This is a genomic window from Leptolyngbya sp. GGD (assembly GCF_026735145.1).
In the GTDB taxonomy this organism is placed as follows: Bacteria; Cyanobacteriota; Cyanobacteriia; order Leptolyngbyales; family Leptolyngbyaceae; genus Leptolyngbya; species Leptolyngbya boryana.
This window is the reverse complement of record NZ_JAPQKE010000004.1, coordinates 476056-499056: the sequence shown is the minus strand read 5'-3', so window position 1 is coordinate 499056 and position 23001 is coordinate 476056. Positions and strand designations below refer to the sequence as shown.

Below are 23001 nucleotides of genomic sequence, written 5' to 3'. Positions count from 1 at the left end.
ATCACTCAGGCAAATCAAACAAAACTGTCGTAATGTAGCGATCTGCCCAAGCTTCCCCGAATGCCTTCTCCAAAACTCGCCGAGTCTTGTCATTCTTTTGCTGCTGAGAACAGTAATAGTGCTGACCTGCCAAAATTTCTGCCTTTCGCTCCGGAGTGGGCGCAGTCGCGATCGCTCTTTGACAATGAATCTTCAAATATGCCTTCACCTGATCGAGAAACGCATTCTCCTCTTCCGCACTGCCCGGACGCACCAATAAACAAAAATCCGAGAAAATATCCCCCCACTCTGGAACTGCCCGACGTTGCACAAATTTCGTTTCGGGAACTGCTTTCAACTCGGTCTGATATTCAAGGGGCAACTGGCGATCGTGACTCAATGCCGAGAGATCCGCGATCGCCAAACTCACCTGCCCGGTCTTTCCACCGACTAAATCCGCACCAAACATTGGCAGCACATACTCTGGGCGAGGAAACATGACACAGTGCAAGATATCGAGCGAAGAACCCAATTTCGCTAGCTCTAAATGCAACTTCCGAAATTGAGGAGTCTGAAAACACTTATTTTCAATCACCAATTTCTCCCCTTCCATGCGTCCCTCTACATACCCCAAATCTTCAGGGAGGTGATAAGGCGAAAGGTCTAAATGCTCATGCCAAATTTGCTCGATCGCATCCGCTAAATTTCGGATTAAGGGATGTTGCTGTTGACGCAGCGAAGGATTTGAAATTGAAGACATATTAAATCAGAGATAAAGGATAGGGGCAGAGCGATGAACTTTTGCTCAAATTCCTAGCTATATAAGGATATCAGCTTGCGGTTGGTAAATTATCAAAGCTATAACGGCTCTAGAATTCGGTGAAATTATGGCAGGGCAAATCCTGGGCGATCGTTATCAAGTTGAACGAGAATTAGGGAAACATGCAGGACGCTGGACGTTACTTGCACACGATCTCCATGCCAAAGAACGGGTTGTGGTGAAATTATTGTGTTCGGATGAAGACTTGCGTCCGGATGACCTGAAACTGTTCGATCGAGAAGTCGAAACTTTAAAGTCTCTTTCTCATCCTTGTATTCCAAAGTATTTGGGCTACTTCCAACATCGCCTCCCTGGAGGTCGAGCACTGGCACTCGTTCAAACTTACGTAGCCGGTAAATCCTTGGCAGATTGTCTCAAACGAGGTCGCACCTTTACCGAAGCAGAAGCCAGACAGATTGCGAAGTCAGTGCTCTATATCTTGATCTATCTGCAAGGTCGTAATCCCTCGATCGTGCATCGGGATATCAAACCGAGCAACATTTTACTCGGCGATCGCCGAGTGCACCTTGTCGATTTTGGCTCGGTGAAAACGATTTTGAATCGGCAAGACGGGACTTCAGCATTCACTTTGGTGAATACACACGACTTCACACCGCCAGAGCAATATACAGGTCGATCGGTAACGGCTTCTGATCTATATAGTTTGGGTTTGACGATTATGACAGCCCTGACAGGACTTCAACCCTCACAGCTTCCGCGTAAAGGTAGTCGCTTTGATTTGGAAGCGGTGGTTGATGTCAGCCCAGTCTTTGTCGATTGGTTGCAATGGATGACGGAAACTACACTGGAACGACGGCTTCAGTCGGCAATAGTGGCATTGCAAGCGTTGGATGCAGGTCAGGTCAGGAATGCGGTCGCGTTGTAGGAGTTTACGACGTTAGTTTTGCAGAGTGGTGAGATAGGGAGTGGTGAAATAGGGAGCGGCAACTATAATTTCAGATTTTTCTCGGTTCTTCTATCTCCCCGATGCTCAACCCGTTAAGCTGAAAATTTTGGGCATTGCGGCTCCGCTCAACGCAGCTTGCCTATTTCAGGTGAACACTCCAAGGTTTTCCATTCGCCTTGGAGGTTTGAAATTAACTCTCGACGAGAGATGGAGTGGATTGGAGTTGTTCCAATGCTTGCAATTCCTCTTCTTCTTGGGACTTCAATTCATCTAGCTCTTGCCAAACTCGTTGCATCAAAGAATCTAATCCCATATGCGCTGCCGCTGAGATTCGATAAACCGATGTGCCGCTGAGTTGTTCAAGTTGAGACGCGATCGCTTGAACTTCCTCACTCTCTGGATCAACGGTGTCTAATTTGTTAATCGCAAGAATTTGCAGGCGATCGCTTAATCCGCGACCATAGGCATCTAACTCACCTTGAATGGTTTGATAATCTGCGATGGGATCTTCTGCAGTCACATCGACGAGATGCAACAGCAATCGAGTCCGCTCCACATGGCGCAGAAAATCATGCCCTAATCCGATTCCCATATGTGCCCCTTCGATCAGCCCTGGAATATCGGCAAAAACAGTTCCATCCCCACTGGGTTTACGAACCACGCCTAAGTTTGGAACGAGCGTTGTGAAAGGATAATTTGCAATTTTGGGACGTGCAGCAGAGAGCGCTGAGATCAACGTCGATTTACCTGCATTGGGTAAGCCGATAATGCCAACTTCTGCTAAAAGTTTGAGTTCGAGTCGTAGCGATCGCAGTTCTCCGGGTTGTCCTGGAAACGCATTCTCTGGCGCACGGTTGCGATTACTGAGAAAACAATGATTTCCGAGTCCACCTTTTCCGCCTTCGGCAACTTTCAGCGTTTGACCATGCGTGGTTAGATCCCCGATCAGTTCGTCTGTTTCGAGGTCATAAATCATCGTGCCACACGGAACTTCGATAATGCGATCGCGTCCTGAAGCGCCAGTGCAATTACTCGTTCCGCCTTTTTGCCCGTTATCGGCTTTGAACAATCGCATATAGCGAAAGTCTAAAAGCGTTTGTAAATTCTCATCGGCTTGTAACACGATCGAGCCACCGCGTCCGCCGTTGCCGCCGTTTGGGCCTCCAGCCGGGACGTACTTCTCACGACGAAAAGACACCATTCCATCGCCGCCATCGCCTGCCTGAACTTGAATTTCTGCTTGATCAATAAACTGCATGGGTGGGTTGCGTCTGAATGTGAGTGAGGCTTGATTATATCAATTTGATTGCAACTCCTGCGCACCAAACGATTCTATAATCCGTCAAAATGGCAATAGGGAACACATCGCGCAAAAACTGGCATGGATATCAAACACGGATTCGTAGATACGATCGGCAACACTCCCTTAATTCGGCTCAATAGCTTCAGTGATGAAACAGGCTGTGAAATTTTAGGAAAAGCGGAATTCCTCAATCCAGGCGGCTCTGTGAAAGATCGTGCTGCACTCTACATTATTGAAGATGCGGAAAGACAAGGACTTCTAAAGCCTGGCGGAACGGTTGTTGAAGGAACCGCAGGCAATACAGGGATTGGACTCGCGCATATTTGCAACGCGAAAGGCTATAAGTGTTTGATTATTATTCCAGAGACGCAATCTCAGGAGAAAATCGATTTATTGCGAACCTTGGGCGCAGAAGTCCGAACGGTTCCGGCTGTGCCTTATAAAGATCCGAATAACTATGTGCGCCTGTCTGGCAGAATTGCGTCAGAAATGGAGAATGCGGTCTGGGCGAATCAGTTTGATAACCTGGCAAATCGTCGCGCTCATTATGAAACCACTGCGGCTGAGATCTGGGCACAGACAGATGGAAAAGTTGATGTCTGGACGACTGCGACCGGAACGGGTGGAACCTATGCTGGGGTAGCGCTCTATCTCAAAGAAAAGAATCCTCAAATTAAATGTGTGCTGGCTGACCCAATGGGAAGTGCGCTCTATAGCTATGTCAAAACGGGTGAGACGGTTTCTGAAGGCAGCTCAGTCACAGAAGGGATTGGCAATAGTCGCGTGACTGCCAATATGCAGGGTGCGCCTGCGGATGATGCAATTCAAATCGACGATCGAGAAGCGCTGCGAGTGCTGTATCAACTGCTCGAAAAAGATGGTTTATTCCTCGGTGGGTCTGTGGGGATCAATGTTGGGGCGGCAGTCGCACTTGCAAAACAGATGGGACCAGGACATACGATTGTCACGATTCTCTGTGATGGAGGCAGTCGATATCAATCTAAATTGTTCAATCGGGAGTGGTTAGCAACCAAAGGACTTCTACCCGATTCTGAGTCATGATAACGGTGCGAATTTGTCAGCATCAGTCTTGCCGAAAAAAGGGCGCAGCGAAAGTGATTCAAGCCTTTCGATCGCTTGCGCCTGCTGAAGTAACAATCGAGCCTTCTAGCTGTCTCGGTCAGTGTGGGAATGGTGTGATGGTACTCGTTTTGCCCGATCAGATTTGGTACGATCGCGTTCGACCGGAAGAAGTGGGAGCGATCGTCGATCGACATTTAATTCGAGGCGAACCGATCCGAGCTATGCTTTATCGCAAATTTCACCCCACGCAAATTTGATCAGGATTAATGCTCATCCGCAGGCCTGGCTAGAAGCACAGAGGAGTAGACCGATTCTTTTCGTCATTTAGGCTTGACTCTACGCTTTGGACAAATTAAGAATCGATCTACAACAATCGAACTTACAATCCCAACAAATCATCCAATTCGTCGATCGCATCACATGCAACTGCCTGACTATCTCGATCGACGATCGGTTGAGGTGCATGAATCATCGTTGTACCTTGCAATCGTCCGTATAGATAATCATCTGCATACTTGCGAAATACAGCCTCGATCGCAGCCCGAGAATTTTTCAATCCCCATTCTTCTGCAATCAATTCTGCTTTTTCAATCACATCTTTGCTCAGTCTTACTTTGTTGTCATACATAGCTGCCATCCTTCTGCGATCGGAAACAATCCACGAACATTTGCGAACTGCGGATCAGGCATCACCGCAAACAATTTTCGTCCTGCAAGCCGTTCTGCAATCAAATGCGAACTGCCACCTGTGACCAAAAATCGAGTCACTCGCGGCATATAAGGGGTGTACTGTGCCTTAATCGTTTGGAAAATCCCTTTAAACCAAGGATCTAAATACTCTTCTAGCCACAATGACCAAGAGAGTCCTGTGTCGGCATAGACATGCCCGGACTTGAAGCCATCCATGACGATCGCCGGATCAACGGTTGTACCCAAGCCATCAATCAATCGGCGATCGAAGCTAATTGACGTTGCGAGTTCATAAGAACCTCCGCGATCCATCACGTTTTCATCAATTACATCGCCTTCTGCATCGACGAGCCGTGTTAACCAGGTTCCGCCACCGATGTCTACGACGATCGTATAGCCATTGTCAGGAATGAGTCCTAACTGTTGCGCATAGCGATATGATCCGATTCCTTCTCGTTCTACTTCAACGTGTTCAACTGTAACTTTAAATGGAATTCCATTGCGCTTGAATTCATGCACTCCCATCAATTGAGCTTTGATCTCTGCTGCATTGCGGTTTGGATCAGGAGTAGACGCATAGACATGCAGTGGAAACTGGCTCAGTTGTTCATCGCGTTCCGGTTCTAGGCAAGCATACAGATGCAACCGCGACAAATCAACCTTGTTTTCTACAACAGTTTGTTGCTGGCGGCGATACTTATACGCTTGTGTGCCAAAATGATAGCGCGTTCCATCGGGTAACTCGATCAAGGGAGAGTGATCCGAGAAACGAACGGGATCGCGTCCTTGAGGGAGTTGAAACCTCACAGAGCGAATCGCTCTTGGATGTCCTGCACCGTTCCAAAACTTGAGATCATAGTTTCCAGCATCTAGAGCGATCGTGCGATGTGAAACTCCAATGGTCTCTTTGGGAGGTCTGCTGCGTGTACCTAATCCGTTCATGGCGTTTTCCTCAACGAGATTTGGGTAATACAAATGTATTTAGTACTTAGGTACTATAGTCAGTTTGAATCTCTGTGTCAACCTGGGGACGGAAAGTTTTTTCAGATCAAAGTTGAAACCCTAGCTTGATATGCGTTCAAGCTAGGGTTTCAATCAGTTCAATTTTTCAATCAAGCATCGATTTCAAAACGTTGTGTTACGCGTTCCCATCAGTTTGCTTTTTCAATCAAGGATTTCAAACTTGCGCGATCGCGATTTGCTGCCAATTGGGCAGGAACTGCTGAAACTGCTCCCCACTGATTTGCAAAAGTATTCACTAGCGACTCTTGCCCTGCCCGGAACCCTTCTAAGTTTGCGCCTCCGCCATTCATCACAACAAACCAAACCACTCCTTTCTGGCTCGTCGGCAATGCTCCTGCGAGCGCACTAACTTCATTCAAACTTCCGGATTTTGTAACTAATCCTTTGGGCAGCTTTCGCTGATCCAAAATTCCAGCATCCTCACCCACGATCGCAAAAATATCTCCCACGGTCATTTGACTCGGTTTGAGATATTGCTCGATCGCGAGAAACATCGCACATACTGCGCGCGGCGAAATCCGATTTTCTGGAGAGAGTCCTGAACCGTTGACGAGAATCACTTCTTGTTGAGGGACACCTGCTGCCTGTGCAGACTTCAAAGCAACCACTTTTGCTCCACCAACCGCAAGTGCGACCATCTCTGCCATCGCATTGTTGCTATAGCGATTCATCTTTTTCAGCAGTTCCGGCAAAGGTAGAGAACGATGCCGAATTAAGGTTTGAGCGATTGAGGGATTGGCTGCAACTTTCACATTGCCCGCGATCGCAATCTGGGGTTTTGGAGTTCCAGCAGGTAAGGTAGCATACTGTTCAGCAACTTCGCCTGTCCAAGTACTCGCATTCAGGGCTTGCTTAAATAACTCACCTGACGCGTCTAATTCTGGATTGAAGTTCATAAAGAAGCGACCCGACACAATCAGATTGCCTGTGACTTTTTTGATGCCGAGTTGTGAAAGCGCATTGGCAACTGCGATCGCTTCTTCCCAGACAAAGAGAGGATTACCATTGCCTTGAAGAATCAGATCGCCATTGAGAACGCCGTCTTTGATCGTGCCATTGGTTCCAATGACCGTCTCAAACCGATGATCAATTCCGAAAGTCTGAAGGGCTGCAAGAGAGGTGGCAACTTTCGTTAAAGAGGCAGCAGACAGAGGGATAGTTCCTTGATTCTGCGCTAATAACGTATTGCCGGATTGCATCCAGATGCCTTGAACCGTTTGCGGATAGCCTTGAGCAGAGATCTGGCTCAAATACTTTTGAACGATCGCGCTAGTGTTGGGATCGACTGGAGAAGTTGGAGAAACTGATAAAGGTGCAGTCGGGGGAGCAGGCGGAAATGTGAGCGTACGGCGGGCTTCTTCCGGTGTCGGATTTGGAGATGCAGTCGGAGAATCTGCGGTTTTCGGAGCTGTGCAACTCGTCACAAGCAGCAAACTAACGAAGCACACGAAAGAAGAGTAGCGCATGGAACATTTCGCCAAAATAGTCGGAATCAAGCTTAACGCAATCTTTCAACAATTTTGGAATGGTGTGACAGCAAAAATCGGGGATTTATCCAACCCCCGATAATTCACTCACTCTAGAGGCTATCGTGGAATTAACCGTTGCCGCCCCCCAACACCAGGATTAAAAATCGCAGCCAATTCGGATTCCGGGAATTGTTCCAATGCATTCTCTAGCTCAGTTTCTGTAAACTGATAGCCTCGATCGCTAGCAATTTTCACAAACGTCTGCGGATCGCTTGTTGCCTGCAATCGGGTTTTCAATGCCTGATCATTGCGAACCGATTTGAAGAACTCAGCAGCATGAAGTTGCGACATATGAAATTCCTCTCAGATTGAAGTGTGAAGAGACTGGAACGTAGCGCTAAGATCTCTAACTCTCAGAATAGAGGAACCTGAGAAAAGTAGGATTAAATTGATATCAAAGTTGATTACCCTGTAAATAAGTATTAATCTTGCTGTTGGCTTTATCGTTTCATACCTTCACCTGTGAAAGTTATCTTGTTCGATTTTGATGGCACGATCGTCGATAGTGTCGAAGTTGGAATTGCGATCACGAATCGATTAGCGGCTGAGTTTCGCTTTCCGCCGTTTGATGAAGAAACCTTAGAAGAACTCAAGCAACTCGGATCGCGAGAAGCCCTACGTCGATCCCGAATTCCGGTTTGGAAACTCCCATTTTTGATTCGACGTTTTACGCAAGAACTCAATCGAGAAATTTCCTCTTTACAGCTTTTCCCAGAAATGAGAGAAACGCTTTTACTCTTGAAAGAGCATGGACATTTATTAGGAATTGTTTCGACAAATTCAGTTAGAAATATTCAGGAATTTCTCAGAATCCAAGAATTAACTTCGACATTCGATTTTGTTTCGGCAAGCTATGCTTTGTTTGGCAAAAGTCGCCTGATTCTTAAGATTTTGCGCCAGCATCAATTCCATCCGTCTCAGGTCTATTACGTGGGGGATGAAACCCGTGATATCGAAGCGGCAAGAAAAAGTGGAGTGTGCGCGATCGCGGCAACTTGGGGATTGAATTCTACTGAGATTTTACAAGCGAATCATCCTGATTTTTTGATTCAGTCTCCTCAAGAATTAGTTCCTTTAATCGTTGACAGATTCTAATTCTGAGGCATTCAGCTTTGTCTCCGTATCATTGCTTACTTAAATGGATTGACATTCTTTAGCTCATCTTAAAGAACGCCCCGTTTCGAGAATGCCTTCTTAAGATAGAAGTATCCGCACAGTCGCCTTTACTAATTTAGAGACGTGTGAAATAAAAACCCTGATCTCAGGGAGGAAACTGGAATGGTCGATGCTCAACCTCTGCTCGATCGCGATTTGACCCTCGATCGAGACTGCACTACTCTCTCTCGTCATGTTCTGGAACAACTGCAAAGTTTTTCAGCCGATGCTCAGGATTTGAGTGCGATCATGTCGCGAATTGCGCTTGCTGGAAAACTCATCGCTCGTCGCCTCAGTCGCGCCGGGTTGATGGAAGGCGTTTTAGGATTTACGGGCAGTACAAATATTCAAGGCGAGTCTGTCAAGAAAATGGATCTCTATGCCAATGAGGTCTTTATCTCTGTGTTTAAGCAGAGTGGGCTAGTCTGTCGCCTGGCTTCAGAAGAGATGGACGAACCCTATTACATTCCAGAGAACTGCCCTTTGGGTCGATATACGTTGCTATATGACCCGATCGATGGCTCCTCGAATGTCGATATCAATATCAATGTTGGCTCTATTTTTGCGATTCGACAGCAAGAAGGAGACGACGCAGACGGAACAGCACAGGATTTGTTAAGTCACGGTCGCAAACAGATCGCCGCAGGCTACATTCTGTACGGCCCGAGCACGATGCTGGTTTATTCGATCGGCAAAGGGGTGCATTCCTTCGTGCTTGACCCAAGTTTGGGAGAGTTTATCTTAGCGGATGAAAATATCCGAATTCCTGAACATGGCGCAATCTACAGCGTCAATGAAGGGAATTTCTGGCAGTGGGAAGAGTCCTACCGGGATTTTATTCGCTACGTGCATCGGCATGAAGGCTATACCGCACGCTATGGCGGCGCGTTGATTGGTGATTTTCACCGCATTTTGTATCAAGGTGGTGTATTCCTTTATCCCGGTACAGTCAAAAAGCCAGAAGGCAAGCTGCGATTGCTTTACGAAGCTTCGCCGTTAGCATTTTTGGCAGAACAAGCAGGTGGGCGGGCAAGCACTGGAACCCAGGAAATTCTAGATGTTGTTCCTGATAAGTTACACGACAGGGTTCCATTGATCATTGGAAGCACCGAAGATGTTGCGCTGGTTGAATCCTTTGTTCAAGAGCGCATCCGAGAAAAGACAATTTTAGGTTCGTACAAATAGGAGCAGACCCCATGGTAACGGTAAACCACATTCTCGAAATCAAAGATTACGGTCAAAGTATCTGGATGGATAACTTGGCGCGCGATCTGATTCAATCCGGCGAACTCAAGCGCATGATTGAAGAGCGTGGATTACGCGGACTAACCTCGAATCCAGCGATTTTCGAGAAAGCGATTAAAGGAAACAAAATTTACGATGCGGATATCGAAGCAGGGATTCGTGCGGGTAAGCCGTTGCTCGAACTCTATGAGTCGCTGATTTTTGATGACATTCGCAATGCCTGTGACATCTTTCTGCCTGTGTATGAAGAGTCCGGCGGTTTGGATGGCTATGTGAGTATCGAAGTTCCGCCCAATATTGCCAACGATACCGAGAAGACGATTCAAGAAGCGCGTCGATACTACAAAGAAATTGGTCGTCCCAATGTGATGATCAAGATTCCTGGTACGTCAGCCGGATTGCCTGCGGTGGAAGCGGTGATTGCAGATGGGATCAATGTCAACGTGACGCTATTGTTCTCGGTTCAAAGCTATGTCAACACGGCTTGGGCATACATTCGAGGCTTAGAAAAACGCGTTGAAAAAGGCGAAGACATCAGCAAAATTGCTTCAGTTGCTAGTTTCTTCTTAAGCCGGATTGATAGTAGTATCGATGCTCAAATCGATGAAAAATTAGCAAAAGGTGTAGATACTGCTGAACAAGAAGCGAAGCTACGTGCTGTGAAGGGAAAAATTGCGATCGCGAACGCCAAAATTGCTTACCAAGAGTACAAGACGATCATTAATGATCCCCGTTGGCTCGCTCTGAAAGAAAAAGGTGCGAATGTTCAACGCCTGCTCTGGGCAAGTACCGGAACGAAGAATCCAGAGTACAGCGATGTGATGTACGTCGATGAACTGGTTGGTCCGGATACCGTAAATACGTTGCCGCCAGCCACGATCGAAGCCTGTGCAGATCATTGTGACGTGGCTTCTCGTATCGATACTGGCGTTGAAGAAGCTTACAACTTGATTGAAAGCTTGAACGATCCCGATATCAATATCAATCTTGCAGGAGTGATGACGGAACTGCTAGAAGACGGCATTGCAAAGTTTGTGCAGCCGTTTGAATCGTTGATGGCTTCGCTGCAAGAAAAGGTCGATCGACTAGCTGCGGTCTAAGCTTAGTCTTGGATAACGCCCCCAATCCATAGAAATCGCGGCGGACAGACAAAACCGCACAGATGGTCTATCCCATCTCCATAACTGTAAGTGTTCTTATCTGTTCGTCGCGACTTCAACTAACAGGCTCTCAGCTACTCTCTTCATTAGCTCTGCACTCCGAAATTCACTCCCCTGATTTCCCCTCCCAATATGGTTACTCTCTTACAGAATCCTCTGCGCGTTGGACTTCAACAGCAACGAATGCCCGAACCGAACATCATTGTGTTCTTCGGTGCCTCCGGCGATTTGACGAAACGCAAGCTTGTTCCGGCTCTCTATCACCTCAAGCGAGAGCGGAGACTCCCTCCAGAATTAACGATCGTTGGTGTCGCCCGCCGGGAGTGGAGCGATGATCACTTCCGCGAACAAATGCGAGAAGGCGTTGAAGAATTCTCTGATGGCGTTGGCTCCGATGCGCTGTGGCAAGACTTCGCGCAAGGACTGTTTTACTGTCCCGGGGACATTGATAATCCAGACAGCTATCAAAAACTCAAACAACGCCTAGAAGAAATCGACAAAATTCGGGGCACAAGAGGCAATCGAGTCTTCTATCTCTCCGTTGCGCCGAAATTCTTCCCAGAAGCGATTCAACAACTTGGCAAAGCTGGAATGCTCAAAGACGCGCAGAAAACGCGCCTCGTGATTGAAAAACCCTTTGGGCGGGATCTCAGTTCGGCGCAAGCGCTCAACCGCGTGGTGAATGAAGTCTGTCAAGAACATCAGGTTTATCGGATCGATCACTATCTCGGCAAAGAAACGGTTCAAAACTTGTTAGTCTTCAGATTTGGCAATGCGATCTTTGAGCCATTGTGGAATCGTCAATTTATCGATCACGTTCAAATTACCGTTGCTGAAACTGTGGGCGTTGAAGATCGAGCAGGGTATTACGAATCTTCTGGCGCTCTGCGAGACATGGTGCAGAATCACTTGATGCAGCTATTCTGTCTGACGGCAATGGAACCACCGAACTCACTCGATGCCGATAGCATTCGGACTGAGAAAGTGAAAGTGATTCAAGCGACTCACCTCGCGGATGTGGCTCGTTTAGAACACTCTGCTGTGCGGGGACAGTATTCTTCAGGCTGGATGAAAGGCAAGCAAGTGCCAGGATATCGAGAAGAACCGGGAGTCGATCCGAATTCGCTCGTTCCGACCTATGTGGCGATGAAATTTATGGTCGATAACTGGCGCTGGCAGGGGGTTCCTTTCTATCTCCGCACTGGAAAACGCTTGCCGAAAAAAGTCAGCGAAATCGCCATTCAGTTCCGAGATGTTCCCTATTTGATCTTTCAGTCGGCAGCGAAACAGGCAAATGCAAATGTTCTCGTCATGCGTCTGCAACCGAATGAAGGAATTGGCATGCGGTTTGAAGTCAAAATGCCGGGAGCGGATCTGAGAACGCGATCGGTAGAAATGGACTTCAGCTATGGGTCTTCGTTCGGCGTAACCGGAGGAGAAGCCTACGATCGCTTACTGCTCGACTGCATGATGGGCGACCAAACGCTGTTCACCCGTTCTGACGAAGTAGAAGCCGCGTGGCGTGTTGTCACTCCTGCTCTAACCGCTTGGGAAGCCCGCACTGATCCGAGCCTGATGCCTCAGTATGAAGCTGGAACCTGGGAACCTTCTGAAGCTGAGCAGTTGATTAACCGTGATGGTCGTCGTTGGCGAAGACTCTAGAGAAATTGGGGTTTAGAGATTGGATGAGCGATCGAACTGCCCAGACTCTAAACTCCAGATTCTTCAGAAGCTTGCCTGAGGTTGGATAGCTGATCGCTTGACTCAGCCTCCAAACTCTAAACTCCAAACTCCAAACTCTAAAACTCCGCAGTGTTATGGCTCCTAAATCTGCTCCACTCGTTTCACTCCAAGCTCCTAAGGATGTCTCGCTCAATGAGATCGAACAAGAGCTAAATCAAATTTGGCAAGGGTATCGAGAAGTTGGTGGTGATAATTCAGGTATGGTTGCCACCCGGGCTACAACGTTTACCTTAGTCGTTTATGAACCAGAAGAAACCCAGCGATTGTTAGCGATGATGGGCTTTTATACTGGTCCCGTGGACGGGATTGACGGTCCGAGAACCGAAGCTGCCATTCGGGTTGCACAGGCAGCTTATGGGCTGGAAGTGAACGGATATTCCAGTCCTGAACTGTTAGCGAAGCTGCGCGAGGACCTAGCCAAGCGAAAGGGAGAAATTCCGACTCAGAACTCAGAAGCCCCTCGCTATGTATCAGATGCAGCAGGCTCTGGAATTGCCGATGTCGTTGCGAGCCAAAATCCTTGTCGAATTATTTCGCTGTTTCCTTTTGCGGGAGAAGATGAAGGCGTTTCGGCTCAGGTTTCGGCTTACTGTCCAATCAATAAAGCCAATCAGGCGGCTCTCGTCTGTTGTGAGTATGTTTCGTTGAAAGGAACAGAAGCCGCTTTGAATCGAGCCAGTGACTTAGCAACTTCTTTATTGATTAGCGAATTGCCCCGGATTGTTTGGTGGAAGGGAGCACCGCATCTTGATCAACCACTCTTTCAACGGTTGTCGAAGCTTTCCAATCAGATTATTTTTGATTCCAGTCGGTTTGCTGCGGATGCTGAAGCAGAACTCTTAAAGCTTGCGAACTTACGTGAAGAGGGTGTGTTTGTCACTGACCTCAATTGGCGACGGTTAGCTGCTTGGCAGGAACTTGCAGCAGAAGCATTTGATGCTCCGGAGCGGCGGGATGCAATTTGGGAAGTCGATCAAGTTGTCATTGATTACGAAAAAGGCAATTCTGCACAAGCATTGATGTATCTCGGTTGGTTAGCCAGTCGTTTGGAGTGGGAGCCGGTCTCGCGCGAAAAAGAAAATGACATTTATGATTTGCAGCGCGTCTTCTTTATGGCGGCGAACGGGCGCAAAATTGAGGCGGAACTTGCGGGGATTCCGACCGCAGACGTGGGAGAAGTGAAAGGCGATATGGTGAGCTTGAAACTGTCTTCGACGAATTTGCGCGCGGATTGCTGCACAGTGTTGTGTTCTCAGACGACTGGATGTATGCGAATGGAAGCAGGAGGGGGCGCCCAGGCGTGCCGGATCAATCAAGTGACCCCACTGAATGATCAGAAGGCTGAAACGTTGTTGAGTGAACAGCTTCAGCGGGTCGGGCAGGATGTGCTGTACGAGGAAAGTATGGCTGTGACTGCAAAAATCATTCAGTTGTAACCGTTCAGTTGTCACCAAAGTCGTCAACGAATGCCTGATCTTCGAGTTTTCGGAGATCTTTTTTTGTCAGAAGTTCTATCGCGGTGGAGAATCGATCGCGCACTCAGTTTGGTTATCTTGATCGATCGAGACTAAATTTCAACTGGATCTAGGCAGGGGATCAAACTCTGTCAATCCAATGCTGTATTTAAAAATAGGAGGCTTAAGGTTGCGTCGTTTCGGCTTTCTTTTCGGTTTTGCTCTGAGCCTAATCCTAGTGCTCAGTCCAACGACTTTGGCACAAACCCCAATTCTGCCAACTCCTAAAATTGCCCTTCCCCAAATCAATAGCACCGATATTGTCACGACCGGGATTCAACTTGACGGACGGGAACTCTTCACGATCGCGCTGCCTGCGACGGCTCAGCCGAATCAACCGAACCAAAGAAGCGCGATCACAGTTCGTCGTCAAAGTATTGAAGCCACATTGCAACGATTCGCAAATCAACGGAACGCCCCTGACCTTCAAGTTAATTCCACACTAGACGCAAATAGCAACCTGCCGATCATTTCCATCAATCAACGGTATTTGATGACCGTGACAACATTGGATGCCCAACTTCAGGGACAAGAACCGACTCCTTATGCAGAAGAACTCACTCGGATCATTCGCACCGCTTTACTCGAAGCGGAACGGGAACGACAGCCTGAAGTGATCACGCAACAAACGGGAAAAGCGATCGCGACTCTGGGTGGCATGTTTGCACTCAGTTGGCTCGTTTCCCGCTTGCAAAAATATTTGCGCAAGCGACAAAGGCTGCTTGAAGACGAAACGCCCTCCCCGGCTGACATTCTGCCGAACACACCAGAAACAGCGAGTCCTCGCACTCAACTCACTGTCAAACAACAGATGAAAAGTAGGCGGGAGCGAACCTTGCAAGATATGCAACGGCGATCGCTGCAACTGATGCAGATCGGAATCTGGATGGCTGGCATCTATTTCATTTTGGGACTCTTTCCAGATTCGCGTCCCCTCCAACCGCTCGTCCTTTCAACACCGTTAAAGGTGCTTGGAATTATTGTTGCGGCTTATTTGGTAATTCGATTGAGTGATCTGATCGTCGATCGCATCTTCGGAGCACTTGATATTTCTGAATCAACGCCAGATGCCTCTCAACGGGTGGCACTGAGAGTTTCAACGTTTTCGGGCGTTGCAAAAGGTATCCTCAGCTTAATGTGGATTAGCATTGGCATTGTGATTATTCTATCGATTATCGGAATTCAAATTCTGCCATTGCTCGCGGGTGCAGGAATTATTGGGATTGGTATCTCTTTAGCGTCTCAGAATTTGATCAAAGATATGATCAATGGATTTCTCATTTTATTTGAAGATCAATATGCGGTAGGCGATATTATTCAAGTCGATGATGTCAGTGGATTAGTCGAATTTATTAGTCTCAGAATTACTCAGATTCGTAGTGCAGATGGACGATTAATCACGATTCCCAATAGTTCGATCGCGATCGTCGAAAATCTCTCGAAAGATTGGTCAAGAGTCGATTTGTCGATTGTCATTTCATACGATGCAGATGTCGATCGCGCAATTCAGCTGATCGAAAAAGTTGGCAGAGATCTCAGCGCAGATCCCGACTGGCATACCAAAATTCTCGAAGCCCCTCAAGTATTAGGCGTTGAGGATTTTAGCAATGCAGGGATTACCTTACGAACTTGGATTAAAACCCAACCTTTACAACCAGCCGTGGTCGGGCGAGAATTCCGGCGGCGAGTCAAACAAGCTTTGGACGCAGCAGGGATTTCGATCGGAATTCCCCAACAGGTATTCTCGGTTCGAGAAGCATTCCAAGATGATCCATTTGATTCCCCGAATCGATCCAACCCAGAAAAGCAATAGAAATGGGTCTGCGAAGTTCGGGCTTTAGATTGCTTTTTTCACAGAGGTTTTCAGAATCCGGTTGACCAACTCAGGAATTTCTGAAGGTCTTTCCGCCACTGGAATGCCTGCCCGCTTAAATGCCGCCACCTTACTTTCAGCCGTGCCTAAATCTGGTCCTAGATCTGCTGCCTGCGAATCAATAATCGCGCCAGCATGTCCCATCCGGCGATTGCGGGGTGCACTCCGCCCCGCAACATACGCAACGACAGGCTTATCGATCGCTTCTGCAATATAGTGCGCTGCCACTTCCTCACAATCTCCGCCAATTTCCCCAACCAGCACAATCACATCGGTCTGAGGATCTTCATCCAAAATCTGCAACCACTGCGGAAACGTCGAACCCATAATCGTATCGCCGCCAATACTCACCGCGATCGATTGCCCTAAGCCCGCTTGTGACAACACCCAAGCTACCTCATACGTTAGGGTTCCATTTCGACTCACCAGTCCGACTGACCCAGGTCGATAAAAGTCTGGAGGATGAATCCCGAGGAGCATTTGCCCTGGAACAATCACACCTGGACTATTAGGTCCCACAATGAGCGTATCGGTTGCCTCAGCTTTACGGATCAGATGTACCATATCTAAAGGAGGAATCCCTTGGCTAATCAGAATAATCTGACGAATTCCAACTGCGATCGCTTCTAAGGCAGCGTCTAAGGCAGCATAGGGGGGCGAAAAAATTACCGTTGTATCGATCGATCCCAGTTTCGGGATCGCCTGCTCCAGCATGTCAAATACCGGAATTCCAGCCAGCGAACGACCTCCTTTGCCAGGGCTAACCCCTGCGACAATCTGAGTTCCGTACTTCTGCATCAAAGGAGTATAAATTTCTCCCAATGGTTCCAGAATGCCTTGCACAATCACTTTGCTGGCTGGCGTAAATATCATAAGAAATAGATGATCGCTGGTAGACTAAAAATCATTCCGCTGAATGGCGTGCGAAACTGTTCAAAATGAGCTTTTCGCTAGAACTATAGACGGTTGACTTTGGCGATACAATCCGTTTAGGTTCAGCATTCTATGACACAAGTATTCGTATTTCTAATATCACTACGGAATTGCAATCGGCTCGAAGCATTCTCGTAGATCCCGTTATGATAACGCTATTCCCAGGATCAAGTCATCCCTAGAATTATAGTTGTGTGAGTTAAGGCACAGTTGCCTAGATTTGCCAAACTCCAAAAAAGAAACGATTTGGTCAAGCAAAAAATCCGTAAAAACACTCGAATTATATTTTGGTTAAGACAAGGTTAATACCGTCTTAACCTTCGCGCCGCTTTGTGAAAGCAATCAGTTGCTCGATCGCGCTATCGAGATCGTCTAGAACCAGGGCGGGAGTGCTTGCTAGGATTTCTTTTGCTTCATTCATGTTGGTGCCTAACAGCCGAATCACCAGCTTAGGAACTGGCACGCCTCGGCTAATCCGGAGATTATCTTTATGTGCCCCAATCGCGATCGGAGGCGCAGGCGGACGCTGGAGAAATTTTGAGATCGTTGAAGCAATACGATCGCTCGGAACCGTTCCACCGACGAGGTTCACTAAAATGACTTTGACTTGCTTGTTCTGCGACAGCATTTTCAAGCCTTGGTCAACCCGGTCACAGAGCGTTTCAGGTTGCCAATCGTGATGGGTTTCGCTGCCAATGTTGAGATAGTGCAGGAGCTTGCCACCCGCTTGACTGACTAAATCCATCGTTGCCATGGTCAACGCTGCCCCATTGCAAAGAATGGCAATCTGTCCATCGGCATCGATCGTGGTCAGCGAATCCGGTAAGCGATCGAGCACAAATTTTTGGGGTCGGTTATCCAAAGCAGCAAGCGCTGGATGCCGTCCTAGGGCCGCATCATTCACGCTGACTTTTCCGTCGAGTGCCATGACTTCGCCTGCGGCATTCACGCCCAAGGGATTGATTTCGACTAAATCGAGATCTTTATCAATGAACAGGCGATACATTCGCTCCACCACATCACTGACCAAGTTGATCAAATCGCCACTCAGTCCCATTTTGATCGTTAATCGACGCGCATAGAATGAGGAAAATTCTTGATCGACGACCACATGCTGCATCTCGTCGATCGAGGTCTGAACATCGATCCCGCCTTTCTTCGATCCCAGTAAGACAGGGCGACGAATCGAGCGATTTAACACAACCGCCAGATAAAATTCTTGCTGAGCATCGTATTTCGCTTCAGCCAAGAGAACTTTGGGGTATTCGCCGACGATCGACAAATTGAAAATCGAATGAGCGGCAGCAATGGCATCGATTGTATTACTGACAAAACGAATTCCGCCGACTCGTCCCCGTTCTCCCACGTATACCTGGGATTTCAATACAACGGGGTAAGGAATTTTCAGTGCTTTCAAATCAGTTGGACGCTCAATTCGCTGGGCTGGAAGCACTGGAATTCCAACTTCGCGAAATAGCTCTTTGGCTTGATATTCGAGTAAATTCATTACAGGGAGGGCTGACGTTGACGATTTTTCCACTCTTTGGCGACTCGATCGATGCCGTAAAACTTCTGCCAAAAGCGATCGACGATCCATGTCGGTAACACCTTAGTCATCATAAACAACAGGAATCCACCCGCCGTCGCTGCTACATATCGGGGTTGAGGATATTCTGCCATGATAGCTTTAACGATGACCGCTGCAACTTTGTCAGAACTCCAAGCCTGGCTTTTTGTGAGTTTATCTAGGTTATCTAGATTCTCAAAAGCTGCGCGATATGGTGTATCTTTCCCGTCCGGCATCGTGATATTCACTTCCCGCTCCACCACATCAAAGAATTCTGTACTGACGGGACCGGGTTCAATCACACTAACTCGAATATTAAACGGTTCTAATTCTCGCCGCAAACTATCACTGAGCGATTCTAGAGCGAATTTAGAAGCACTGTACATTCCACAAAATGGAAATGCAATCCGTCCTCCAAGCGAACTGACATTAATAATTTTGCCGCCCCCTTGATCTCGCATCACCGGAATCAGGGCTTGAATTAATGCGATCGCGCCAATCACATTGACTTGGAACTGGCGCTGAGCTGCCTCGATCGGCATCAGTTCGATCGGTCCCATTTGCCCATACCCCGCATTATTGACTAACACATCAACTCTGCCGAATTTGTCGATCGCGGTGTTTGCCAACGCTTTCACTTGATCCGGCTCAGCCATATCTGTTGCAACAGTGAGCACTTCGGCTCCTTTTTTTCGAGCACGATCGGCAACAAGATCAAGCTTGGCTAAGTTCCGCGCCGCTAAAATTAATCGAATGTTGGGAATGCGATCGGCGAGGGCTTGAGCAAGTGCGGCTCCAATTCCCGCAGATGCACCCGTGATCAGAACAACTTGAGGCGACGCAGACATAAGCAAAAAGAATGATTTCTCCTTCTCAATCCTATGCTAAGTCGATAAATTGTAGCGGATCAGTTATTGCGCGGCTTATGAGATCGGCAGAGTGATACAAAATTGAGTCCCCTGTCCGAGTTCTGAAATGCATTGGATCGCGCCTTTATGCCGCTCTGTAATCACCTGATAGCTAATTGAGAGTCCCAGTCCTGTTCCTTGCCCTACAGGCTTTGTTGTAAAAAACGGGTCAAACAACTTCGCTTGAATTGAAGTCGGAATACCCGTACCATTATCGGCAATCACAATCGAAACGGAATGCTCAGACTGCATCTCTGAAGTGATCGTAATGGTAGCTGGATTAGCTTCACACTCTTGTTTGGAGCATTGGGATGCAGCTTCATCCAGGGCATCGATCGCATTCACGAGCAAGTTCATAAAAACCTGGTTCAATTGCCCCGGATAACATTTCAGAAGGGGCAGATTGCCATAATTTTTAATGATTCTAATTTCTGGGCGGTCTATTTTTGACTTGAGGCGGTTTTGCAGAATCAACAGAGTACTATCGATTCCCTCGTGGATATCGGCAATTTTCATGCCATCCTCATCCAAGCGGGAGAAATTCCTTAAGGATTTAACAATTTCTTGAATCCGAATCGTACCGATATCCATCGAAGCTAAAACTTTCGGTAAATCCACACGGAGAAATTCAAGATCAACCGCTTCGCTTAGATCGACGATCGTCGCGTCCGGATGCGGATACGATCGCTCGTAAGCTTGCAGCATATCCAATAAGTCCTGCATATACTTCTCAACGTAATGCAAATTCCCGTGAATAAAGTTGACGGGATTATTAATTTCATGAGCAACGCCTGCCACTAATTGTCCTAGGCTAGACATCTTCTCACTTTGCACCAATTGCATTTGGGTTTGCTGCAATTCCTGAATCGTTTGAGAGAGATCTTGGGTTAACTGGCGGGCTTCGTTGAGTGCTGCATTTTTGGCTTGCATTAAAAACAGAAAATCGATGATCGGATCGTGAATCGCAAAATCCTTAAATTTCAAACCCAATTGGGCTAATTGCTGGGTGTCATTGATCCGAGGGGAACCGAGAAAGAAGATGACATCTTGTTCTTCGACATACACCATTTGCCCTCGAATGTGTAGATCACTATGCAGGAGTTCCAGCAAAAATAGAGCCTGCGACTGTTTCTGAATTGCCTCAAACTCGAGTTGTATTCTTGGACGGCTGATTTTGAAGTGATCGAGGAGGGAACTGCCGACCAAGGGTTTTCGGCTCATACGTTGCAACACTTCCCCGGTTTGAATGATCGTTAGACTGCGATCGTAAACAAAGTGAAAGGGAAATGCGGTCGTAAAGAGATGCGGGGGTAGGCTCCAAGCTTCACGGGGCAACTCAGGTGAAGTCATAGGTGATTAGTCTTGATGGTATTGAATCACAAACTCATCATGGTCAGCCCCTTCTGCTTTGCTTTGTGTCTGGGTCACTTCTACCTCAGTCTCAAATCGGTTGCCTAAGCCCTTAACCAATCCAACAATCATGGGGGCGAGTCCTTCTCGATGCGTGTGGTATTCCAAAGTTATTGATGCTTCATCTGTCTCAGTGCACTCAAACGAAGGAGGCTGAAGTTTGGGAAAGGCAACGCCAACTCGTGCATGGAGGGTATCGAGATTCTGCAAGAATTCGGGTAAGTTCTCTCCACTCATTGCCATCAATTCTCCGTACCCTTCTTCTGCGGTATACTGCACCCAAAATTCGCCAAATGCCTGCATGATTTCGGCAGAAGAGAGTCCCAAGACCTGGCTGGCTGCTTTCACTAACCGATGAGTCAAGTCATCAGGATATCCTTCCATCGTCAGAAAAACGTCGATCTCAATATCAGCTTTTTGTCGAATTTCGTGCCAAGTTGCCTCACCAAAATGAGCGCAAACCATGTCGCGAATTGCCTTATTCACTAAGCCATACATAAAATATCTTTCCTTAGATGGATGGAAAATTAGTGAGCCTAGTATTCCCAGGAGAATAATCGACCCAACAGAGCGAGATTGCGGTTCGGTGAAGTTGGGGTTGACCGATTGAACTCTTTTGAACTTAGTGCAGTCAAAAGAGTATCCTCAATAAATTGAAGGCACATCTTTCAGTGTTAGCGGTAGCAATTTCTTGGATAGGTTCTACATTTCCGGTGCAAGCAAATGATTCTTCCTCAAATTCTGCGGATCAGGGCGATCGCGAACTGATTTTAGCTGCGATCGAGGGAGATACTCAGAGCTTCCGTCATCTGTATCGTCGCTATCATCCGCGTGTGCGTGCTTTGCTCTACCAACTTTGTGATGTCTACGCCATTGATGATCTGGTTCAAGAAGTGTTTCTGCGAGTCTGGAAAGGCTTGCCTAAATTTCGGCAGTCTTCGCAATTCTCGACGTGGCTCTATCGAATTGTTTGGAATGTTGCATCCGACTATCGGCAATCTGCGGCAAAAGGTCGATCGCGCTTAGAAGTTTTGACTCAACAAGCTTCCAAGCAGCAGGATGCACCGGATCTCATGCAATTACATTACGAAGATATTGTTAGGCGAGGATTACAAGACTTAAGTTTTGACCATCGAACGGTCTTGGTGATGCATGATTTAGAAGGAATGCAGCAAAAAGAAATTGCGGACATTCTACAAATTCCAGTAGGTACAGTTAAATCTCGATTGTTTCATGCGCGTGGTGCGATGCGTCAATTTCTCGATCGTCAAGGAGTCCAATTATGAAACCTTTTCCTGAAGATGACGAGGATCTGACTCAGTTTCTCCAACGTCATCGGTCGAATCCTCCCCCTCCTGCCCTCGGCTTAGAAGACCAGATTATTCAATCCCTGCCGCGCAGAACTGCGCGATCGCGATCGCTGATTTTTCTAGTGACTGGAATTGCTGCCTGCCTTTTGGCAACGGTGATCACGCGACCTGGACAAACGCCTTATCCGGTGGCTGATGCCGATGAGATAGAAAGCTTTATGACCAGCAATTGGTCCAGTGTGGTGGAGGGAGCATCGATAAACGATATGCCCGATTATCTTGCCTTGGTTGAACCAAATTTGAATGAATAGGAGTTGAAATCTATGTTTCGTCGTGTCGCGATCGTGGCAGCTTCAACCGTGCTTGTTTTAGTGGGAAGCGCGGCGGTTTTGCGGGCGATCGATTTTGGAAATGAGAATTCACCTACGATCGCCCAGGCTCCCAACGAACGTCCTGGCAAGCGAGGACCTGGATTGATGCGTGACTTAAATCTCTCTGCTGATCAGATGCGATCGATCCAGCAGATTCGATCGCGCTATCGAGATCAATTAGACAGCGATCGTACGGCTGCCCGCCAAGCTCAACAAGAGTTACGCAAATTAATGGCTGGCTCGGCAAAAGACGATGAGATTCGCGATAAATTTCGCCAGGTTCAATCTCTCAGAGCAAAAGCCGCCGAAGCTCAATTCAACAGCATGTTAGAAATGCGCGGCGTTCTGACTCAAGAACAACGTCAGAAATTTTCGGAACACATGGAGAAACGGCGCGGAGAAATGCGAGAACGGTTTAGAGATAGAATGCCGGGGATTTGATGGGGGAATGGGGAATGGCGAATGATAAATTCCCCAC

At 47.5% G+C, this 23001-nt stretch carries 23 protein-coding genes; 12 read left to right on the top strand and 11 right to left on the bottom strand.

The window, feature by feature from the left end; all coding sequences use genetic code 11:
• Nucleotide 1 precedes the first annotated feature (1 nt).
• On the bottom strand, nucleotides 2-739 hold the full coding sequence (locus OU814_RS21555) for a phycocyanobilin:ferredoxin oxidoreductase (protein WP_017287290.1): 738 nt from the start codon (nucleotides 737-739) through the stop codon (nucleotides 2-4).
• 127 nt (nucleotides 740-866) lie between these two features.
• On the opposite strand from OU814_RS21555, the gene OU814_RS21550 reads away from it, so the two are divergent.
• On the top strand, nucleotides 867-1685 hold the full coding sequence (locus tag OU814_RS21550; RefSeq protein ID WP_017287291.1) for a serine/threonine protein kinase: 819 nt from the start codon (nucleotides 867-869) through the stop codon (nucleotides 1683-1685).
• Nucleotides 1686-1896: 211 nt separating this feature from the next.
• On the opposite strand, the gene obgE is transcribed toward OU814_RS21550, so the two are convergent.
• Nucleotides 1897-2964 (bottom strand): GTPase ObgE, encoded by a 1068-nt coding sequence (gene obgE / locus OU814_RS21545; protein ID WP_017287292.1) that lies wholly within the window; start codon nucleotides 2962-2964, stop codon nucleotides 1897-1899.
• A gap of 123 nt (nucleotides 2965-3087) precedes the next feature.
• Between obgE and OU814_RS21540 the strand changes: the two genes are divergently transcribed.
• A complete protein-coding gene (locus OU814_RS21540; protein WP_268242041.1) occupies nucleotides 3088-4071 on the top strand; it encodes a cysteine synthase A in 984 nt (327 codons plus the stop codon).
• Entirely contained in the window at nucleotides 4068-4349 is a 282-nt protein-coding gene (locus tag OU814_RS21535; protein ID WP_268242040.1) for a (2Fe-2S) ferredoxin domain-containing protein, read from the top strand. Before OU814_RS21540 ends, OU814_RS21535 begins: the two co-directional genes overlap by 4 nt.
• 122 nt (nucleotides 4350-4471) lie before the next feature.
• Here OU814_RS21535 and OU814_RS21530 read toward each other — a convergent pair whose 3' ends face one another.
• The 4 genes from OU814_RS21530 to OU814_RS21515 all read right to left on the bottom strand — a co-directional run bounded on the left by OU814_RS21530 (nucleotide 4472) and on the right by OU814_RS21515 (nucleotide 7625).
• Nucleotides 4472-4720, bottom strand: a complete 249-nt coding sequence (locus tag OU814_RS21530) for a hypothetical protein (RefSeq protein ID WP_017287295.1) — start codon at nucleotides 4718-4720, stop codon at nucleotides 4472-4474.
• A complete protein-coding gene (locus tag OU814_RS21525) occupies nucleotides 4702-5724 on the bottom strand; it encodes a ParM/StbA family protein (protein ID WP_017287296.1) in 1023 nt (340 codons plus the stop codon). Before OU814_RS21525 ends, OU814_RS21530 begins: the two co-directional genes overlap by 19 nt.
• A gap of 209 nt (nucleotides 5725-5933) precedes the next feature.
• Nucleotides 5934-7229: a D-alanyl-D-alanine carboxypeptidase gene (locus OU814_RS21520; RefSeq protein WP_268242039.1), complete on the bottom strand. Its 1296-nt coding sequence runs from the start codon at nucleotides 7227-7229 to the stop codon at nucleotides 5934-5936.
• A 162-nt stretch (nucleotides 7230-7391) separates the two neighbouring features.
• Nucleotides 7392-7625, bottom strand: coding sequence for a Nif11-like leader peptide family natural product precursor (locus OU814_RS21515; RefSeq protein WP_017287299.1), 234 nt, complete (start codon nucleotides 7623-7625; stop codon nucleotides 7392-7394).
• A gap of 171 nt (nucleotides 7626-7796) precedes the next feature.
• Between OU814_RS21515 and OU814_RS21510 the strand changes: the two genes are divergently transcribed.
• From OU814_RS21510 to OU814_RS21485, 6 genes are all read left to right on the top strand, one after another.
• Nucleotides 7797-8429: an HAD-IA family hydrolase gene (locus OU814_RS21510; RefSeq protein WP_036044517.1), complete on the top strand. Its 633-nt coding sequence runs from the start codon at nucleotides 7797-7799 to the stop codon at nucleotides 8427-8429.
• A 183-nt stretch (nucleotides 8430-8612) separates the two neighbouring features.
• A complete protein-coding gene (fbp, locus tag OU814_RS21505; protein ID WP_017287301.1) occupies nucleotides 8613-9674 on the top strand; it encodes a class 1 fructose-bisphosphatase in 1062 nt (353 codons plus the stop codon).
• Nucleotides 9675-9685: 11 nt separating this feature from the next.
• Nucleotides 9686-10834 carry a transaldolase gene (gene tal / locus OU814_RS21500; RefSeq protein ID WP_190651607.1) on the top strand — a complete coding sequence of 383 codons (1149 nt, stop codon included), beginning with the start codon at nucleotides 9686-9688 and terminating at the stop codon, nucleotides 10832-10834.
• A 192-nt stretch (nucleotides 10835-11026) separates the two neighbouring features.
• On the top strand, nucleotides 11027-12556 hold the full coding sequence (gene zwf / locus OU814_RS21495; protein ID WP_268242038.1) for a glucose-6-phosphate dehydrogenase: 1530 nt from the start codon (nucleotides 11027-11029) through the stop codon (nucleotides 12554-12556).
• Nucleotides 12557-12711: 155 nt separating this feature from the next.
• Nucleotides 12712-14073 carry a glucose-6-phosphate dehydrogenase assembly protein OpcA gene (gene opcA, locus OU814_RS21490; protein WP_017287304.1) on the top strand — a complete coding sequence of 454 codons (1362 nt, stop codon included), beginning with the start codon at nucleotides 12712-12714 and terminating at the stop codon, nucleotides 14071-14073.
• A gap of 256 nt (nucleotides 14074-14329) precedes the next feature.
• The gene (locus tag OU814_RS21485; protein WP_268242037.1) at nucleotides 14330-15964 is read left to right on the top strand and encodes a mechanosensitive ion channel family protein; all 1635 of its coding nucleotides are present in this window, start codon (nucleotides 14330-14332) and stop codon (nucleotides 15962-15964) included.
• Between the two features lie 24 nt (nucleotides 15965-15988).
• Here the strand turns inward: OU814_RS21485 and OU814_RS21480 are convergent, their stop codons facing one another.
• From OU814_RS21480 to OU814_RS21460, 5 genes are all read right to left on the bottom strand, one after another.
• Nucleotides 15989-16897: a succinate--CoA ligase subunit alpha gene (locus tag OU814_RS21480; RefSeq protein ID WP_017287306.1), complete on the bottom strand. Its 909-nt coding sequence runs from the start codon at nucleotides 16895-16897 to the stop codon at nucleotides 15989-15991.
• A gap of 373 nt (nucleotides 16898-17270) precedes the next feature.
• Nucleotides 17271-18554: a succinate--CoA ligase subunit beta gene (locus tag OU814_RS21475; protein ID WP_242044454.1), complete on the bottom strand. Its 1284-nt coding sequence runs from the start codon at nucleotides 18552-18554 to the stop codon at nucleotides 17271-17273.
• Entirely contained in the window at nucleotides 18464-19372 is a 909-nt protein-coding gene (locus OU814_RS21470) for an SDR family NAD(P)-dependent oxidoreductase (protein ID WP_268242036.1), read from the bottom strand. The genes OU814_RS21475 and OU814_RS21470 overlap by 91 nt, the downstream gene beginning before the upstream one ends.
• Before the next feature lie 75 nt (nucleotides 19373-19447).
• On the bottom strand, nucleotides 19448-20782 hold the full coding sequence (locus tag OU814_RS21465) for a sensor histidine kinase (protein WP_268242035.1): 1335 nt from the start codon (nucleotides 20780-20782) through the stop codon (nucleotides 19448-19450).
• Nucleotides 20783-20788: 6 nt separating this feature from the next.
• A complete protein-coding gene (locus OU814_RS21460; RefSeq protein ID WP_017287310.1) occupies nucleotides 20789-21340 on the bottom strand; it encodes a heme NO-binding domain-containing protein in 552 nt (183 codons plus the stop codon).
• Between the two features lie 173 nt (nucleotides 21341-21513).
• Here OU814_RS21460 and OU814_RS21455 point away from each other — a divergent pair, with 173 nt between their 5' ends.
• Genes OU814_RS21455 through OU814_RS21445 form a run of 3 tightly spaced genes read left to right on the top strand, consistent with a single transcriptional unit; the run spans nucleotide 21514 to nucleotide 22964 of the window.
• A complete protein-coding gene (locus OU814_RS21455) occupies nucleotides 21514-22128 on the top strand; it encodes a sigma-70 family RNA polymerase sigma factor (protein WP_225903959.1) in 615 nt (204 codons plus the stop codon).
• Entirely contained in the window at nucleotides 22125-22463 is a 339-nt protein-coding gene (locus OU814_RS21450) for a hypothetical protein (RefSeq protein WP_268242034.1), read from the top strand. Before OU814_RS21455 ends, OU814_RS21450 begins: the two co-directional genes overlap by 4 nt.
• A gap of 12 nt (nucleotides 22464-22475) precedes the next feature.
• Entirely contained in the window at nucleotides 22476-22964 is a 489-nt protein-coding gene (locus OU814_RS21445; RefSeq protein ID WP_268242033.1) for a Spy/CpxP family protein refolding chaperone, read from the top strand.
• The last annotated feature ends 37 nt before the right edge of the window (nucleotides 22965-23001 follow it).